Consider the following 15,980-nt stretch of genomic DNA (forward strand, 5'->3'; position numbering starts at 1 on the left):
GTTGAATACGCGTGCGTTGGCGGACCGATGAAACAAGAGACACCCTAACAGGTGTCTTGGGCAAGGACGCGCCCCCACACGGTTATGGCCTCGCAAGCAGCCCACGCACGGGCTGAATCTTAGCGCGTCATGCTTGAGCAACGCAATCTCCGACTAGATCTCACCGCGCTCGGTTTGGTGGCGGTGATCATTTTCTTGACGTGCGCGCTCGTTACATATCATCCGAACGATCCCGTTGGTCCCTTGCCGCCGCCCCTAAGCCTGCTGATACAGCCCGACTCGCTGGCAATTCCCGCCAACGAAGTGACTCAGAACGCCTGTGGATTCTGGGGCAGCCTGGCCGCCAACCTTCTCTTCACCACCTTTGGTTACGGCGCGTATTACCTGGTGGCGACGCTGGCCCTGATCGATTTCCACCTGCTACGGCGTCGACAAATTGACCGGCCGCTGCTGCGCGGCATCGGGTGGATCCTCTCGCTGGCCGGTGCAACGACGATCATCGCGGTCACACTGCAAAACACTTCGCCTGGGCCGGTGATCGGCGCGGGTGGCTACGTCGGCGCCCTCGGCAAAGCCATGGTCGAGGCCCATTTTGCGGCAGCGGGCGGCCTGATCCTGATGAGCAGCATTACGATTGGCGGTCTCATTCTGTGTACCGACGATACGGTGATGCACGTCGCTCGCGGCGTTGCCGATCTGGCGAACAGCAGCCAGCGAGTCTTCGGCGGAGCCCACGCAACGGCCGAAGCTGCCGCTGCTGCCAAGGCCGGCAAGCGAACCCGTAGCGATCTCGACGCCAATAGTGTTCCCGACGATGCTGCCTCGCCGCTCAAGCTCAAGGGCAAAAACAAGCTGGTGCTCAACAAGGAAGAAGCAGCGAAATCGCCTGTTAGCGTTGCTGCTCCAGTCGATGACGAAGAGGAAGAGGCCCCCGCGCTGCCGATCAAAGCTCCGGGCAAGACCGCGTCCACTGCCGCCGTCGCTCCTGTAGCTTCGCCAGCAGCTGCCACCAGCAACGCCGCTCAGCCCGATAGCATCTTTAAAGTTCGCAATCCTCTCGAAAAGCGCAAGGAGTTGAGCGAGCGCGAGAAGCTGAATATCGACGAGACCAATCCGCTCGGCGAAGAAGAGTACCAACTGCCAAGCATCGAACTGCTGCAGCACGGTAAAGATATCGATTATGACAAGCAAGCCACCGAGGTCCGCCGCAAGGCCAAGATCCTGGAGAAGACGTTTGCTGATTTTGGCTTCAACGTGAAGGTCGTCGAAATCGAAACCGGCCCCGTCATCGCTCAATACGAAGTGGAGCTTGAGGCCGGGTTGCGGCTTTCAAAGATTACCAACCTGGCCGATGACCTGGCGATTGCCCTGCGCGTACCGAGCGTCCGCATCGTCGCCCCAATTCCCGGCAAGAACACGGTTGGAATCGAAGTTCCCAACGAAGATCGGCAAGTGGTTTGCCTGCGCGAAGTGATCGAAGAGTCGCAGTCAAACTCCAAAGTCAAGAAAATGCCGATTCCGCTCTACTTGGGCAAAGACGTGAGTGGCAACGCGATGGTTGCCGACCTGGCTGCCTTGCCTCACTTGCTCATCGCGGGTCGCACCGGTACCGGTAAGTCGGTCTGCTTGAATACAATCATCACCTCGATCCTGATGACCCGCGGTCCCGATGAGGTGCGGATGCTGATGATCGACCCCAAAATGGTCGAACTCAGCGGTTATGGCCGGCTGCCGCATTTGATGCATCCGGTGGTGACCGACATGCGCAAAGCCGAAGCGATTCTTGCCTGGGCCGTCGACAAGATGGAAGAGCGCTACACGCTGTTGGCCCGCGCAGGCGTCCGACATCTGTCTGGTTACAACCAGCTCGGCGAAGAAGAGTTGATGGACCGGTTGCAGCCAGAGAACGATGAAGAGCGTCAAAGCATTCCGCTGCAGTTGCCGTACATCGTGATTGTCGCGGACGAGCTCGCCGACCTGATGATGACCTCAGGCAAGGAAGTGGAAACGCACATTATCCGCTTGGCGCAAAAGTCCCGCGCGGTCGGTATCCACCTGATCCTCGCCACGCAAAAACCGACGGTCGACGTGATCACGGGTTTGATCAAGTCGAACTTGCCCGCTCGTATCGCGTTCCAGGTTGCCAGCCGTACGGACAGCCGCGTGATTCTCGACGAAATGGGCGCCGACAAGCTGCTCGGCATGGGTGACATGTTGTTCCTCTGGCCGGGCACGAGCACGCTCTTGCGTGGCCAGGGAACTTGGGTTTCGGATGATGAAATCAACTCTGTTGTCGCGCATTGCAGCAAGCGCGGTAAGCAGAACTTCGTTCACGAGCTGGTCAACATCAAGATTAAGGATGAGGAAGGGGCAGAACCTGCCAAGCCTGGCGCGCTGAAAAAGCGTGATGAGCTGTACGAATCGGCCGTCGATCTCGTGGTGCGTGAACAGCGCGGCAGTGTCTCGCTGTTGCAACGAGCCTTGGGCATTGGCTACGGCCGAGCAGCCCGGCTGATCGACTTCATGGCCGAGGACGGCATTGTTGGTCAGTACAACGGCAGCCAGGCGCGCGAAATCTTGATGACCGTGGCAGATTGGGAACGAATGCAAGGTGCCAGCGAGGACGAGGAGCCAGCCAAGCCTGCCTCGCGTAAGGGTGCCAAAGCCGATGGCACACCTGGCAAGCGGAACAAGGTAACTCCGGCACCGTACGTATCGGAGGCTCCGCCCGAAATGCCCACGGCGAAGAAGTCACGCACAGTCACTCTGGTTCACGAAGAGAAAGAAGAACTGGACGACGAGCCTGACGAAGAACTCGCCGACGATGACACCGACGCCTTCGCCGAGGCGGAAGAGTCCGAGGACGAAGACATCGAAGGCTACGGTGAGGAAGACGAAGGGGCGGACGACGATGCAGAAGAGATGGGCGACGAGGAAGAAGACGAAGACGGCCATCACTTCCGGGCCGAAAGTGCGTAGAATCGCAGGCGATGCTTACTCAACACACGATTGACATTCGCGTTCGCTACCAAGAGACCGACGGCCAAGGGCGGGTCCACCACGCCAACTATTTAAAGTGGTTCGAACTGGGCCGGGTCGAGTTGCTGCGGGCCTCTGGGCACAGCTATCGCGAACTAGAAGCGGCTGGAATCCTCCTGGTCGTTGCCGAAGTCCACCTGGAGTACTTTCAGGGGGCCGAGTTCGACGATTTGCTCCAGCTGACGACGACCACGGAGCGGGCCAAAGGGGCTCGGGTCGAGCATCGGTACGAAGTCCACCGCGACGGCAAATTAATCTGCCGCGGTCGCACCACCGTTGCCTGCATCGACCGCAGTGGCCGAGTCACCCGTCTTCCGGGGTGGTTTCTTGGAAAATCGGTGGATTAAGAAGTTCGCGCAATCTCTGCTCTGCCCGAACGTGCGCCGTTTCTTCGCACAATCTTAACAATCCGCTGGTAGCGTGCGGGGGATGAAACAGGCATATTACGGACCCGGAAGGAAACAACAATGATCCGCATTTACCCTCTCTGTTTGGCTTTAACTCTTGGCACTGCTGCCCTGCTGGCATGCGGTTGCAATAGTAGTACCCCCGCAACAGGTACGGGGGGAACCACAGCTCCGGTTGCAGAGGACCCCAGCCTCACACAGGCTAAGGAAAAATTCGCTGACGATAAGCTGACTGGGGAAGTCAAAGTCGATGGCTCCAGCACCGTTTTTCCCGTTACGGAAGCCGTGGCCGAAGAGTTCAAAGAAGCTCTACCCAATGTGCAGGTGACCGTTGGCATTTCTGGGACCGGTGGCGGCTTTAAGAAGTTTGGCCGAGGCGAAACCGACATCTCGAATGCCTCGCGTCCCATTCTTAAGGCCGAAGCCGAGGCGGCCGCCAAAGAAGGGATCGAGTTCGTCGAGCTTCCTGTTTGTTACGATGCCCTGACGGTGGCTGTTCATCCATCTTGCGATTGGATCAAGGACGATACGATCACCATCGATCAGTTAAAAATGATCTGGGAACCAGCCGCTCAAGGCAAAATCCTCAAGTGGAATCAAGTTGACCCCTCCTGGCCCGACGCTGAACTGAAACTGTTCGGCCCCGGAGCCGATTCGGGCACGTTCGACTACTTCACCGAAGTGGTGACTGGCAAAGCCAAGCAAAGCCGCGGTGACTTCACCGGCAGCGAAGACGACAACACCCTCGTGCAAGGGATTTCGGGTGACAAGTATGCCCTGGGCTATCTGCCTTATGCCTACTTCGAACCGAACAGTGCGAAGATGAAGGCACTCAAGATCAAGAAGGGTGACGCTGATGCAGTTGGCCCGAGTGCGGCAACTGTAAAGGACGGCTCCTACGCCTTGTCGCGTCCGCTGTTCGTTTACGTCAGCTTGAAATCGCTCGAGCGGCCCGAAGTTGCGAAGTTCAGCGAGTTCTATCTTGATACGGTTACCGCCCTGGCGACCGAAGTGAAGTACGTTCCCTTCGAGCCAGCACTCTACGAGTTGGTGAAAGACCGACTGGCGAAGAAGCTGCCGGGCTCGATGTTCGGCGGCGAAGCCGAAACGCACCAATCGCTGGAAGAAGCCCTGAAGGCCGCGGCCAAGTAAGTCTTCCCGCTGTTTGCACAAGCCTCAGGTGTTTTGCACTGAGGCTGGAGCCGCGACCTTGAGCAATCCCGCACCCGCCAAGATCAAACGACTGCGAAAGCGAACCGCTGCCAGTACGCGGCAGCGGATGTGGCGTGACGTGCGCGAAAAAGGGATTGAAGGCGTGCTGTTTATGGCGGCCGCCCTGTCCGTGCTCGTCACCTTGGGCATTGTCTTTGTGTTGCTGTTTGAATCAGCGCAGTTTTTCCGGCACGTTTCACTGGTCGAATTCCTGACCGAAAGAAACTGGACACCCTCTTACGCCAACCCCAAGTTCGGCATTATGCCGCTGGTTTGCGGCACGCTCCTGACAACCGGCGTCGCACTGGCGGTGGCACTGCCGATTGGGACTGTGGTTGCCATCTATCTAAGCGAGTTTGCGCCCTTTACCGTGCGCGAAGTCCTCAAGCCCTTGCTCGAACTCCTAAGTGCTGTCCCCACCGTGGTCTACGGTTACTTCGCCATCGGCTTCGTTGCGCCGATGCTGCAGCAGATCATTCCAGACCTCCCCACCTTCAGCGTGCTCAGTGCTGGCCTCGTCATGGGCGTCATGATCATTCCCTATGTCAGTTCGCTCAGCGAAGACGCTATGCGCTCCGTGCCGATGCTGCTGCGCGAAGGCTCGTACGCACTCGGTGCCAACAAAATCCGGACTGCACTCGGCGTGGTTTTTCCCAGCGCACTCTCGGGGATTGGGGCCGCGTATATCCTGGGAATCTCGCGAGCTGTGGGCGAAACCATGATTGTGGCGATCGCCGCAGGCATGCAGCCCAAAGTTACGATTAATCCCCTGGAACCGGCCGCGACCTTGACCGCGTTTATTGTGCAGGTGAGTCTCGGCGATGCGGCCCACGGCAGCATCGAGTATCAGTCGATTTTTGCCGCCGGCCTCATGCTCTTCTTGATGACATTGGCGTTTAACATCCTGGGTTATGTGTTGCGGCGCCGTTATCACCAGGCTTATTAATCATGCTCGATAGCTCACGACTGATTCTGCGTGGCAAACGCCAGGATGTCGTTTTCAACATCATCGGCATCCTGTTCACGATGGTGGGGATCGTTACGCTGGCGATTCTTGTCTCGGATCTGCTTGTCGATGGTCTGCCGCGCTTGAGCTCTCAGTTCATGACGTCGTTCCCTTCGCGTAGCCCGGCCAAAGCGGGCATTTTGTCGGCCTGGGTAGGCACCTTGATGGTGATTACCGTCACGCTGGCGACCGCGGTGCCGGTCGGCGTGGCCGCCGCTGTGTATCTGGAAGAGTATGCTGCGAAGAATTGGGTCACCACGCTGATCGAAATCAATATCTCGAACTTGGCCGGCGTCCCTTCGATTATCTATGGGTTGATGGCGCTTGGTTTGCTCGTCTATCAGTTTCACCTTGGCCGCACGGTTCTCGTCGGCGGTTTAACACTCGCGCTGCTCGTGCTGCCCATTGTGATCGTCTCGACGCGCGAGGCAATTCGGTCAATTCCTGGCAACATTCGCGAAGCTGCCTACGCGGCTGGGGCTACGAAGTGGCAAGTGATTCGGTTTCACTTGATTCCCTATTCGATGGGCGGCATTGCGACCGGAACGATTATCGCCATGTCGCGGGCCATCGGCGAAACAGCGCCGCTGATTACGATTGGCGCGCTGTCATACGTGGCGTTTCTGCCACCTCCGCCCGTGCAGTCCACGGCCCCGTTTGTGAACGCCGCGTGGCTCAACAGCGGATTTACTGTGCTTCCCATTCAAATGTTCAACTGGGTCTCGCGGCCGCAGGCCAAATTCCATGAGAATGCCGCCGCGACCGGGCTGGTGCTGATTGTCTTTACCCTGGCAATTAACGGCGTGGCCATGTACCTTCGATATCGCATTCGTAGAAACCTGAAATGGTAATTTGCTGCCGCGACTTACCTGCCTGAAGGCCACGGCATGAGCGTCCCAGTGTCGACATCTCTGAACGAACCGCCCCGACCAACGACCGAACTCAAAGCGGACGTGCGGAAGGTCAATTTTCATTACGGGGAGCGGCATGCGCTAAAGAACATCTCGCTGCCGATCCCGCAGCGTAGTGTCACGGCGCTGATTGGCCCCTCGGGGTGCGGCAAGAGTACGCTGCTCCGGTGTTTTAACCGGATGCACGACTTGTATCCCGGCAATCGGTACGAAGGCGAGATCATCCTTCACCCCAGCAATGTGAACATTCTTAGCCCCACCGTCGATCCGATGGAAATGCGGCTGAAGACCGGCATGGTCTTTCAAAAGCCGAATCCATTTCCGAAGTCGATTTTTGAGAATGTTGCGTATGGCTTGCGGCTGCGATTGATTAACGATCGCCAAGTTCTGCAGCAGAAGGTGGAAGAGTCTTTGCAAGCGGCGGCCCTGTGGGACGAAGTGAAAGACCGGCTCAATCACAGCGCCGTGAAACTCTCCGGTGGCCAGCAACAGCGATTATGTGTGGCCCGGGCCTTGGCCACCGAGCCCGAGTTATTGCTGCTCGACGAACCAACCTCGGCGCTCGACCCCATTGCCACTTCCAAAATCGAAGACATGGTCTTCGCGCTCAAAGAAAGCGTGACGATTCTGATCGTCACGCACAACATGGAGCAGGCCGCGCGAATCGCCGACTTCACCGCGTTCATGTATCTGGGTGAACTGATCGAATACGGCCCGACATCGCAGATTTTTCAGAACCCCAAAAACCCACTCACCGAGAAGTACCTGACTGGTACATTCGGCTAATCGCAATTCTCTTCGCAATGCGGCTACTTCTTGCCGAATCTCTCTCGAATTAGCGGGGCGAGGAACTTAGCCGTCTCGTCACCAATGACGTGATAACCGGCGAGATTGGGATGCCGATCGCCGAACCAGCCAGGCAGATGGCCGAAATGAGCGTCGAGGCGATTATCGAGAACCTCGACCGTGGGATTCGCCCCAGCTACGACAAACGGCTTCACAAACTCGCGACGATTTTCAGGAATCTTCGCCAGCGGGAATCTCCGATAGTTGAGCATGTCCGGGCCGCGTTTCAATTCTGTTGCATATCGCGGGTAGATATCGAACAGCTGCAGGCCTTCCGCTTTCGCGACTTGTTCGTTGAGTTTGTTCAGCCGCTGGCACATCGCTTCATCGCCGTAAGGAATGACTGTCATTACGACTAAGGTGGCGCTCGGATGATCTTTCTTCAGGCGTTCGATCAGTTCGTGATAATCCTTGGGAAAATTCTCGGACACGTTTTCGCGACGGGAGTTGTCGTTCAAACCATAACGAATAAGCACGTAGTCGATTCCGGGCAATTTCGACGCTGCTTTTTCATAGCGTCCCGACTCGAGCAGACGCTGGATGTATTCGCCGCTGAGACCCAAATTGATCACGTTCGTCGGGGGCAAGTCTGGTTCCGCCGCCAACAGTTCGCGGATCACGTCCTCCAGATGTGGACCCTTCGGCACGTGCCTGCGCGGCACGCTCCCTTCCGTCGTACTGTCACCCAGGAGCAGGATTTGAACCTTTCCTTCATGTTCAGCCTGCAGCGCACGAAATGGTACGAACGCAATCAAGGCAACGAGAAGAATGAGGTGGATTCGGAATCGCATGCTGAAATCCTTTGGTGGGAACGAGGTAGGGGCAGGTAAGCATCGCGACGAATTCAACGTCGCTGGCTGATCGGCGTGTGGAATCTACCGCGCGGCATGCGACCACTCAATCAATTGATTGACTAGCGCGACAGATCATTCAGACCGCTGACTTGGTGTGCAGATAGGCCGCAATAAAGAGTGTACCGAGGAGCAGGTCGATGCCAGCGAAGGGTGCGATCAGCACGTTGAGGCGAGCTTGCCAAAACAGAACGAGGCAGGCGATGCCGAAAGAATACTTCTCAACAACCGCCGGCAGCATCATCAGGCGATAGCGGGCGGGGTCGCGGGCGATGACGAGAAACGCCAATTGCCAGGCAATGGCTACGCCGAGAAAACCATAGAAGAACTCGGGATGCTCAATCTTCGGCGGCATGTCGATGCCGACGCGCTCTTCCATGAACAACTGGGGCGTGAGACAGAGCAGTCCATACACGCCCGCGATGCCGAATGTCCACCGAGCAAACTTCATCTGCAACATGAATCACACTGAAATTCCTGATGAAGGTATAAGGATATTCGTTATCGCTGCAACGAAGATGGTGGCTTCTGGAAGCGGCGGAAGGTTATTTGGTGCCGCAGGAGACAACTACACCTAAATGCCGTGTGGTATTTTAGCGGCGTTCCCTTACTCGACGTGTTCCGCCCTAAAAACATTGCATTTCAGACTGCGATGACATGGAATTTGCACACTCAGATTTCTCGGCGGCGTTTATCGAAGGATCGCAATTGTGGAGTGACAACAACCGTCGCAGATATGTGGTTGGACCTGTCATCGCTGCTGGAGTCTTTCGAACGCCGTATGGTCGTGTCGTCATTTGCGATCCTTTCGATGTTCAGTATTTTGAGTTCGGCATGCTAAAGCGTTCGCTGGTGCCTGGTTCTTATCCAGTGTTCGTTGCTACTTTGTATTCAGAACGCGAAGACACAGATGAACGCATCCACTGGACAACCACTTGCGCAAAACTCGTTGCCTCGAACTTGCCTGTCAAAACATGGGAACTAGCGATGCGGGACGAGGGCAGCCCCGAGTTGTCGCAACTTGCCATTGAGCCCGGTTTTCAATTGGCTAGTGGAGTGTCATGTTTCGCAGAACCACAGTTGGTGAAGAATGGCAATCGGCAATTATTTTCACTGCAGTTTGCCCGCTGGGCGCAATCAATGCAACGATCTGATGGATGGCAATTTGGCGAGTTTGAAGATCCGAAGTATCCGTCAGCGAATGTGGTGGCAATTCAATCCGGAGACCATGACGGCACCGCAGTTGGATGGTGGGGGCTCGATCAGAATGACGAAATTGCTCAACTGGTAATCGACTTTAGAGTTCTGGTGGAAACCGTCTACGATGAGCGGGTAATACTCTTGCAGCAGGTTCGCGATGCGGGAATTTTAGACGTGCATATTGGAGGAAACTTGGTAGGCGTTTCAGTTCAATCAGCGAAAGAGCCCGAAAGTGACATATTGGTGGAAATACGTGGTGACTTTGAGAATTATCCGACGCCAGCAGTCCATCCGTTTGGTGAGGGCTGCTTGGGCAGGGTAGTCAGCGGTTCGATTACTCCAGTATGCACGTCAACATTGATTTCGTTCGCTCCCAACGTTTGGCAGAATGCACAAATCAAAATTGCGACACCTGTGGGTGAAAGTCCTATGACCACGTTGTTTCAGCCCAGCACACGTCAATCCGATGGTTGACGATTTTCGAGGTTGGGAGGGAAACTTTGATCCCCATTGAGGGCTAATGTGCCGATTTTATCCGCTGAGTTCGTTCTAGCTCACTCGTTCTGAACTAGCCCCGTTGCTGAATCGAGCCGGAACTGAGGTTGTCCTGCGAGTCGGAGGTAATCCGAGGCGAGACCGTCGTGCCGGGCACGACCAGCGGGCCGGGCGAGTTGGCATTCATGATTCTTTTCAACTCGTCGGCGTCGACCGATTCCACTTCAATCAGGCGGCGCGTCAGCGCTTCGAGCGAACTGCGACGAACTTCCAGGATGTGGCGAACACGTTCATTCGCTTCATCGAGGATGCGCCGAACTTCCTGATCGATTTCTCGCTGCGTCGTTTCGCTGCAATTGCTCGAGTACTCTTCGCCAGCAGCGGCAGCCAGAAACGGGCTGCGGTGGCTCGATTTGTAGCAGACGCGGCCCATGCGGCTCATGCCGTATTGCATGACCATGTTGCGAGCGATTTCCGAGGCGCGTTCGAGGTCGTTGGAAGCGCCGGTCGAGATATCGCTGTAGATCATCTCTTCGGCCAAGGTGCCGCCAAACAGAACCTGAATGCGACTCTCGAGTTCCGACTGCGTCATTAAGAAGCGATCGCCTTCGGGCCGCTGCATGGTGTAACCAAGTGCGGCGAGACCACGGGGAATGATCGAAACCTTATGCACGGGGTCAGTATTGGGCAGGCTGTAGGCGACCAGGGCGTGACCACTTTCGTGATAGGCCACCCGCAGTTTCTCTTCGTCGTTCATGACCCGCTGCTTCTTTTCGAGGCCTGCGGTCACGCGTTCGACGCCGTCGTTGAATTCCGCCATGCCGACGGAGTTCTTTTCTTTGCGGGCAGCGAGTAGCGCGGCTTCGTTTACCAGGTTCGCCAGATCGGCACCCACAAAGCCGGGAGTAATCGCGGCGATTTCGCGCAGTTCGACCGAGGGATCAAGCTTCACTTGCTTGACGTGTACCTTCAAAATGTCTTCGCGGCCCTTGATATCGGGGCGGTCGACAAGCACGTGACGATCGAAACGACCGGGCCGCAACAAGGCGGGGTCCAGCGTTTCTGGCCGGTTGGTGGCAGCCATTACAATCACGCCGCTGTTCGAGCCAAAGCCGTCCATTTCGACGAGCAACGCATTGAGCGTTTGTTCCCGTTCGTCGTGCCCACCCATTTGACCATTGCCGCGGCTCTTACCGAGCGCGTCGAGTTCGTCGATGAAAATAATGCACGGGGCCTTCGCCTCGGCTTGCAGAAACATATCGCGGACGCGGGCGGCACCGACGCCGACGAACATTTCGACGAAGTCGGAACCCGATAAGCTGAAGAACGGAACGCCGGCCTCACCAGCGATCGCCTTGGCAAGCAGCGTCTTGCCGGTGCCCGGAGGACCGACGAGCAGTACACCCTTGGGAATGCGGCCGCCGAGGCGTTGATACTTTTCCGGCATGCGGAGGAAGTCGACAACTTCCCGAACTTCTTCCACGGCCTCATCGATGCCAGCCACGTCGTTGAAAGTAACTCCCAGGTCTTCCTGGGCGTACAACTTGCCACGGCTGCGGCCGAACGACATCGGCGAGCCAGCACCGGCCAGGCGGCGGACCATGATGTAAATCACCAGCAGGCCAATCAAGATCGACAGGATATAGGGGGACGCTTGTTCCAGCGGATTAGGCGGTCCCGCGAAGCTTCGCTCAACTTTGCTCTCGATCACCGCCTGTTCAAATTCACTGCGAACTTTGCCATCGCCGGGGGGCAGATTGGCTAGAATCCGAACCTTCTTGTTCAACTTCTCGCCATCGGGCTTCATCTCTCCGCCAATTTTGGTTGGCACCAGCGGAGCCCGCTCGACGACGGCGGTGGCATATTGGTCGTGGATTACCAGCGAGCGCAGGTTCGAATAGCGATAAATGGTGCCCGACTGTTCATCGCGAATATCGATGTGGCCATGCGGTTCTTTGCTCGCCTGAATCAGGCGAATCAAGTCGGAATCTCGCATCGTCTGATGAAAGAACCGGCTGGACACCACAACCGTCAGCAGTCCGGCAAGCAGCACCAGAATGACGATGGCAAACAGGTTCATCCCTGACATGCCACCTTTATCCATGCCAGATCGTCCGGGCCCGTTTTCGTTGCTCATGCTCAATCCTTGCGGGTAGATCTTCGCAGGAAGATCGCGTGTTCGGTTGGGAGAGAACGGCCGTTCCACCCAGCCTACAGAGAAGGTACTTCCTTAGTATAACGTCCCCCTCATCTTCTGCACCTGCACAGTTAGTTCATGTTGCTGCAAATACCGCTGCGGCCTACAATTGGCAACCGAACGCAACCTAAAGTGCCAGTCGACTTTAGGAGATTCAGTCTGGCGCGAAATGGGGTTTTGCTTGGCGCACTTTCCCGACTTTTGTTAGACACCTCGCCGACCGCTGAAAACCCGCTCCTGGTTCAAGCTCGCGTGCTTGTGAAATTTGGCATTTCAGGCCACCATACCCCGCATGACTTTGCCCGTCCGCGCTACTACCGCCCGCAATCTCGCCATTCTCGGTTCGACCGGTAGCATCGGCCAGAGCACGCTCGAAGTGGTGCGACACTCCGGTGGACGTTTGCGGGTGGTGGCCCTGAGTGCTCACTCCAATACCGAGCAACTCTGTCAGCAAGCGTTGGAATTTCGCCCCCGCTGGGTCATTCCCACCGACCCAGCAGCTGCAAAAAAGTGTGATTGGTCCGCCTTAAATGGTGTGAGCGAAGTGGTTTGCGCAACTGACGGCATGCAGCAAGTCGTGCAACATGCCGATGTCGACGTGGTCGTGGCGGCAATTGTCGGCAGCGCTGGTTTGGCCGGCACTTGGGCCGCACTCGAGGCCGGCAAAACCGTTGCCCTGGCCAATAAAGAAACACTCGTCATGGCTGGGCCGCTGGTTATGCCACTCGCGGCCAGCCGCAATGCCAAGATTCTCCCCATCGATAGCGAACACAGTGCAGTGTTCCAAGCCTTGGCAGCCGGACGGCGGGAAGATCTACGGCGTATTGTTCTCACAGCCAGCGGCGGGCCGTTTCGCAAGTTGACGAAGCAGCAGATGTCGCAGGTGACGGTCGAGCAGGCGCTGGCTCATCCCACGTGGCGGATGGGGCCTAAGATCACGGTCGATAGTGCGACCATGATGAACAAGGCCCTCGAAATCATCGAAGCTCGCTGGTTGTTCGATTTGCCGCCAGATCAAATCGAAGTGATGGTCCACCCGCAATCGGTGGTTCATTCTTTGGTAGAATTCAACGATGGATCGGTCTTAGCCCAACTCAGCCCGCCTGACATGAAGCTGCCGATTCAATATGCACTAACATGGCCAGAACGTTTGCCCTCCCCCGCACGTAAGGTGGATTGGCGGACTAGCTGGCAATTGGAGTTTGAACCGCCCGACGAAGACCGCTTTCCGGCCCTCCCCTTGGGTCGGGAAGTCGCCAAAGTCGGCGGCACCGCGGGAGCAGTCCTGAACGCGGCCAACGAAGCGGCAGTGGCTCGGTTTTTACGTGGCGAGATGCCTTTCCTGCAAATCGTGCCCGTTTGTCGCGCAGTCATAGATCATCATTCCTACGATCCCTCGCCTACCCTCAGCCAACTCATGCAGCTGGATACTTGGGCGCGGGAGGAGGTTCAACGGTGGATTGGTTAGTTTTCGATAGTTCGTTGTTACTCGCAGCCGCAGCTTCGGCTGGCGAACCCGGTATCCTGTCGTGGCTGCTCGGCACGCTGCAAAGCCTGCTATATGTGGCCGTCGGTCTGGGCTTCGTCATCTTCGTCCACGAGCTCGGCCACTTTCTCGTGGCCAAAGCCTGTGGCGTGAAGTGCGAGAAGTTCTACGTTGGCTTCGACTTTCTCGAGATTCCCATTCCGTTCACCGGTTGGAAAATTCCACGCTCGCTGTGGAAGATGCAGATTGGCGAAACCGAATACGGCATCGGCAGCCTACCGCTCGGTGGCTACGTAAAGATGCTCGGCCAGGACGATGATCCGCGCAATGCCGAGGCAGAAGCCGAACGAACGAAACTTGACTCGACCACAGCTGCCGGCGAAGGACTGACGATGGGCTCGTCGATTGAAAAAGTCGCCGAACAAGCTTTTCATACGCCGCCAGACCCCGTCAAGAACGCCGATCCACCGCCTCAACCTGCGGTTGCGGTCAAAGGTGCCGATGGCAAAACCGTTTGGCTCGACCCGCGCAGTTACACGGCCAAGTCGGTTCCCGCGCGCATGGCCATCATCTCGGCCGGCGTAATTATGAATGCGATCTTCGCGGTCGTCTTCGCGTCAATCGCCTACAAAATGGGCGTGCGCGAAATGCCCGCCGGTGCCGGTGGTACCGTTCCTGGCGATCCCGCCTGGCAGGCCGGCATTGAACCCGGGGGCAAGATCATCGCCTTCGGCAAAGACTCGAAGCCCTACGCTCACCTGCGCTTCGAAGATTTGATGCGCAACATCGTGCTCAACGGCAATAACCGCGATCTGGCCATGCAGGTGGTCGATGCGCGGGGCAACGAGCACTGGTATGAAGTGAAGCCCGTAAAGCACGACGGCAACAAGTTTCCGACTGTCGGCATGGCTCCGTTGATGGGCGTCAAGCTTAGCGTTCCTTCGGACGCGGATAAGCAGAAAGGTGCCTCGCTTGGTCTGGCCACGACCGACATCCCTCTCCAGTCCGATGACAAAATCGTCGCCGTGAATGGGCAAAAAGTAAGCTCCGGCGCGCAGATCAGTGCGCTCCTCGTACAGAATCCCACCGGCAAACTCACCCTAACCGTGGAGCGAGCTGTCGAACCTGGAAAGGGTGCCGATCCCAAAGCGGAAGCCAAGCCACCCGAAGTTCTGGAAGTAACGGTGGAACCCGCGGGAGTGCGTGAACTGGGTGTCACCTTGGCCCTCGGACCGGTCGCCGCGATTCGTAAGGGAAGCCCGGCCGAAACAGCTGGAATTCTGGTGGGGGACCAACTCGAAACGATTGATGGCCAGCCCATTGGCGACCCTCTTTCGCTCGGCCAGCGACTGCTGGACCGCGTTGGCAAGGAAGTGGCGATTGTGGTCAGCCGAGCCGGCAAAGATAACAAGCGCGAACAGAAGGAACTGACCGCCACCCTCGAGCAACCGCTGAATCTGTTTCCGCTTTATCGTTACGATAACTCCGGCAATGCTGCGGCTGAGACATTGGGGGTGGCTTTTGACCTGCTCCCTCTGGTAGCCGAAGTTGACGCTGAGGGGCCAGCTGGCAAGCAAGATATCAAAGCCGGCGATCAACTGGTCGCTGCGACGTTCATCCTACCCGCTGCCGATAAGCAAGACGAGCGCGACAAGGTGTTTGCCAAAGTCGGTCGCATCGACCTGAAGGCTTCGCCGAACAAATGGTTGAAGCTGATGGGCCTGGTGCAGCAAGCCAAACCTGACTATCAAGTTCAGCTGGAATTCATGCGCGGCGAGAAGGCTTTTGCCGTAAAGATCAGCCCGGCGGCATCCAAAGTTTATTTCGACGAATCGCGCGGCCTCTTCCTACAGGCCGAATCCAAGATTCATCGCGCAGAAAGTTGGAGCCAGGCCTTCAGTCTGGGCTTGCGCGAGACCAAGGAACGAATTCAAGAAGTGCTGCTAGTGCTGCACCGGCTGGTGACGTTCCAACTGTCGGCGTCGAATTTGTCCGGCCCACCGGGAATTCTGTATGCCGCTACGTCGGTCGCCTCGCTCGGCATTCCGAAGATGCTCCTCTTCTTGACGATGCTCAGTGCGAACCTGGCGGTAATTAACTTCTTGCCGATTCCCGTTCTCGATGGCGGCCATATGGTCTTTCTCACGGCCGAGTGGATTCGCGGGAAGCCAGTTGACGCCGAGCTACAGTACAAGTTGACTCTCGCCGGCTTATTCTTCCTCCTCTCGCTGATGGTTTTTGCCTCGGCAATGGATGTGGGACGTTTCCTGTACGGTTAAAGAGCCTTTGTAAAGAGTCTTTGTAGGGTGGGCCGAGTGAAACGAGGCCCA

At 57.0% G+C, this 15,980-nt stretch carries 12 protein-coding genes; 9 read left to right on the plus strand and 3 right to left on the minus strand.

Annotation, left to right across the window (positions count from 1 at the left end; translation table 11 throughout):
* Positions 1-129 precede the first annotated feature (129 nt).
* The 6 genes from ETAA8_RS17755 (at position 130) to pstB (ending at position 7,361) form a co-directional block, all read left to right on the plus strand.
* Positions 130-2,979, plus strand: coding sequence for a DNA translocase FtsK (locus ETAA8_RS17755; RefSeq protein WP_145091146.1), 2,850 nt, complete (start codon positions 130-132; stop codon positions 2,977-2,979).
* Between the two features lie 11 nt (positions 2,980-2,990).
* Positions 2,991-3,386 (plus strand): acyl-CoA thioesterase, encoded by a 396-nt coding sequence (locus ETAA8_RS17760; protein ID WP_145091149.1) that lies wholly within the window; start codon positions 2,991-2,993, stop codon positions 3,384-3,386.
* Positions 3,387-3,506: 120 nt separating this feature from the next.
* Positions 3,507-4,598, plus strand: coding sequence for a PstS family phosphate ABC transporter substrate-binding protein (locus ETAA8_RS17765; protein ID WP_145091151.1), 1,092 nt, complete (start codon positions 3,507-3,509; stop codon positions 4,596-4,598).
* A 58-nt stretch (positions 4,599-4,656) separates the two neighbouring features.
* Positions 4,657-5,604: a phosphate ABC transporter permease subunit PstC gene (gene pstC, locus ETAA8_RS17770; protein ID WP_202921053.1), complete on the plus strand. Its 948-nt coding sequence runs from the start codon at positions 4,657-4,659 to the stop codon at positions 5,602-5,604.
* Positions 5,605-5,606: 2 nt separating this feature from the next.
* Positions 5,607-6,515, plus strand: a complete 909-nt coding sequence (gene pstA, locus ETAA8_RS17775) for a phosphate ABC transporter permease PstA (RefSeq protein ID WP_145091154.1) — start codon at positions 5,607-5,609, stop codon at positions 6,513-6,515.
* Positions 6,516-6,563: 48 nt separating this feature from the next.
* Positions 6,564-7,361, plus strand: a complete 798-nt coding sequence (gene pstB / locus ETAA8_RS17780) for a phosphate ABC transporter ATP-binding protein PstB (protein ID WP_238397409.1) — start codon at positions 6,564-6,566, stop codon at positions 7,359-7,361.
* A 23-nt stretch (positions 7,362-7,384) separates the two neighbouring features.
* Here the strand turns inward: pstB and ETAA8_RS17785 are convergent, their stop codons facing one another.
* Both ETAA8_RS17785 and ETAA8_RS17790 read right to left on the minus strand, forming a co-directional pair.
* Positions 7,385-8,212 (minus strand): SGNH/GDSL hydrolase family protein, encoded by an 828-nt coding sequence (locus tag ETAA8_RS17785; RefSeq protein WP_145091160.1) that lies wholly within the window; start codon positions 8,210-8,212, stop codon positions 7,385-7,387.
* A gap of 139 nt (positions 8,213-8,351) precedes the next feature.
* Entirely contained in the window at positions 8,352-8,732 is a 381-nt protein-coding gene (locus ETAA8_RS17790) for a hypothetical protein (protein ID WP_202921054.1), read from the minus strand.
* Positions 8,733-8,929: 197 nt separating this feature from the next.
* Between ETAA8_RS17790 and ETAA8_RS17795 the strand changes: the two genes are divergently transcribed.
* Complete coding sequence (locus tag ETAA8_RS17795) at positions 8,930-9,946, plus strand: DUF4241 domain-containing protein (protein ID WP_145091163.1); 1,017 nt, start codon at positions 8,930-8,932, stop codon at positions 9,944-9,946.
* 94 nt (positions 9,947-10,040) lie between these two features.
* On the opposite strand, the gene ftsH is transcribed toward ETAA8_RS17795, so the two are convergent.
* Positions 10,041-12,104 carry an ATP-dependent zinc metalloprotease FtsH gene (ftsH, locus tag ETAA8_RS17800; protein WP_145091166.1) on the minus strand — a complete coding sequence of 688 codons (2,064 nt, stop codon included), beginning with the start codon at positions 12,102-12,104 and terminating at the stop codon, positions 10,041-10,043.
* 352 nt (positions 12,105-12,456) lie between these two features.
* Here ftsH and ETAA8_RS17805 point away from each other — a divergent pair, with 352 nt between their 5' ends.
* Together ETAA8_RS17805 and ETAA8_RS17810 are read left to right on the plus strand one after the other, a co-directional pair.
* On the plus strand, positions 12,457-13,632 hold the full coding sequence (locus ETAA8_RS17805) for a 1-deoxy-D-xylulose-5-phosphate reductoisomerase (RefSeq protein ID WP_145091169.1): 1,176 nt from the start codon (positions 12,457-12,459) through the stop codon (positions 13,630-13,632).
* Positions 13,620-15,929, plus strand: a complete 2,310-nt coding sequence (locus ETAA8_RS17810; RefSeq protein WP_202921055.1) for a site-2 protease family protein — start codon at positions 13,620-13,622, stop codon at positions 15,927-15,929. The genes ETAA8_RS17805 and ETAA8_RS17810 overlap by 13 nt, the downstream gene beginning before the upstream one ends.
* The last annotated feature ends 51 nt before the right edge of the window (positions 15,930-15,980 follow it).

The organism is Anatilimnocola aggregata (assembly GCF_007747655.1).
Taxonomy (GTDB): Bacteria; Planctomycetota; Planctomycetia; order Pirellulales; family Pirellulaceae; genus Anatilimnocola; species Anatilimnocola aggregata.

What these genes read in the sequence shown, in the direction of transcription:
- ETAA8_RS17755 (WP_145091146.1), top strand. Translation starts at nt 130, where the DNA reads ATGCTTGAGCAACGCAATCTCCGACTAGATCTCACCGCGCTCGGTTTG.
- ETAA8_RS17760 (WP_145091149.1), top strand. Translation starts at nt 2,991, where the DNA reads ATGCTTACTCAACACACGATTGACATTCGCGTTCGCTACCAAGAGACC.
- ETAA8_RS17765 (WP_145091151.1), top strand. Translation starts at nt 3,507, where the DNA reads ATGATCCGCATTTACCCTCTCTGTTTGGCTTTAACTCTTGGCACTGCT.
- pstA (WP_145091154.1), top strand. Translation starts at nt 5,607, where the DNA reads ATGCTCGATAGCTCACGACTGATTCTGCGTGGCAAACGCCAGGATGTC.
- ETAA8_RS17785 (WP_145091160.1), bottom strand. Translation starts at nt 8,212, where the DNA reads ATGCGATTCCGAATCCACCTCATTCTTCTCGTTGCCTTGATTGCGTTC.
- ETAA8_RS17790 (WP_202921054.1), bottom strand. Translation starts at nt 8,732, where the DNA reads ATGTTGCAGATGAAGTTTGCTCGGTGGACATTCGGCATCGCGGGCGTG.
- ETAA8_RS17795 (WP_145091163.1), top strand. Translation starts at nt 8,930, where the DNA reads ATGGAATTTGCACACTCAGATTTCTCGGCGGCGTTTATCGAAGGATCG.
- ftsH (WP_145091166.1), bottom strand. Translation starts at nt 12,104, where the DNA reads ATGAGCAACGAAAACGGGCCCGGACGATCTGGCATGGATAAAGGTGGC.
- ETAA8_RS17805 (WP_145091169.1), top strand. Translation starts at nt 12,457, where the DNA reads ATGACTTTGCCCGTCCGCGCTACTACCGCCCGCAATCTCGCCATTCTC.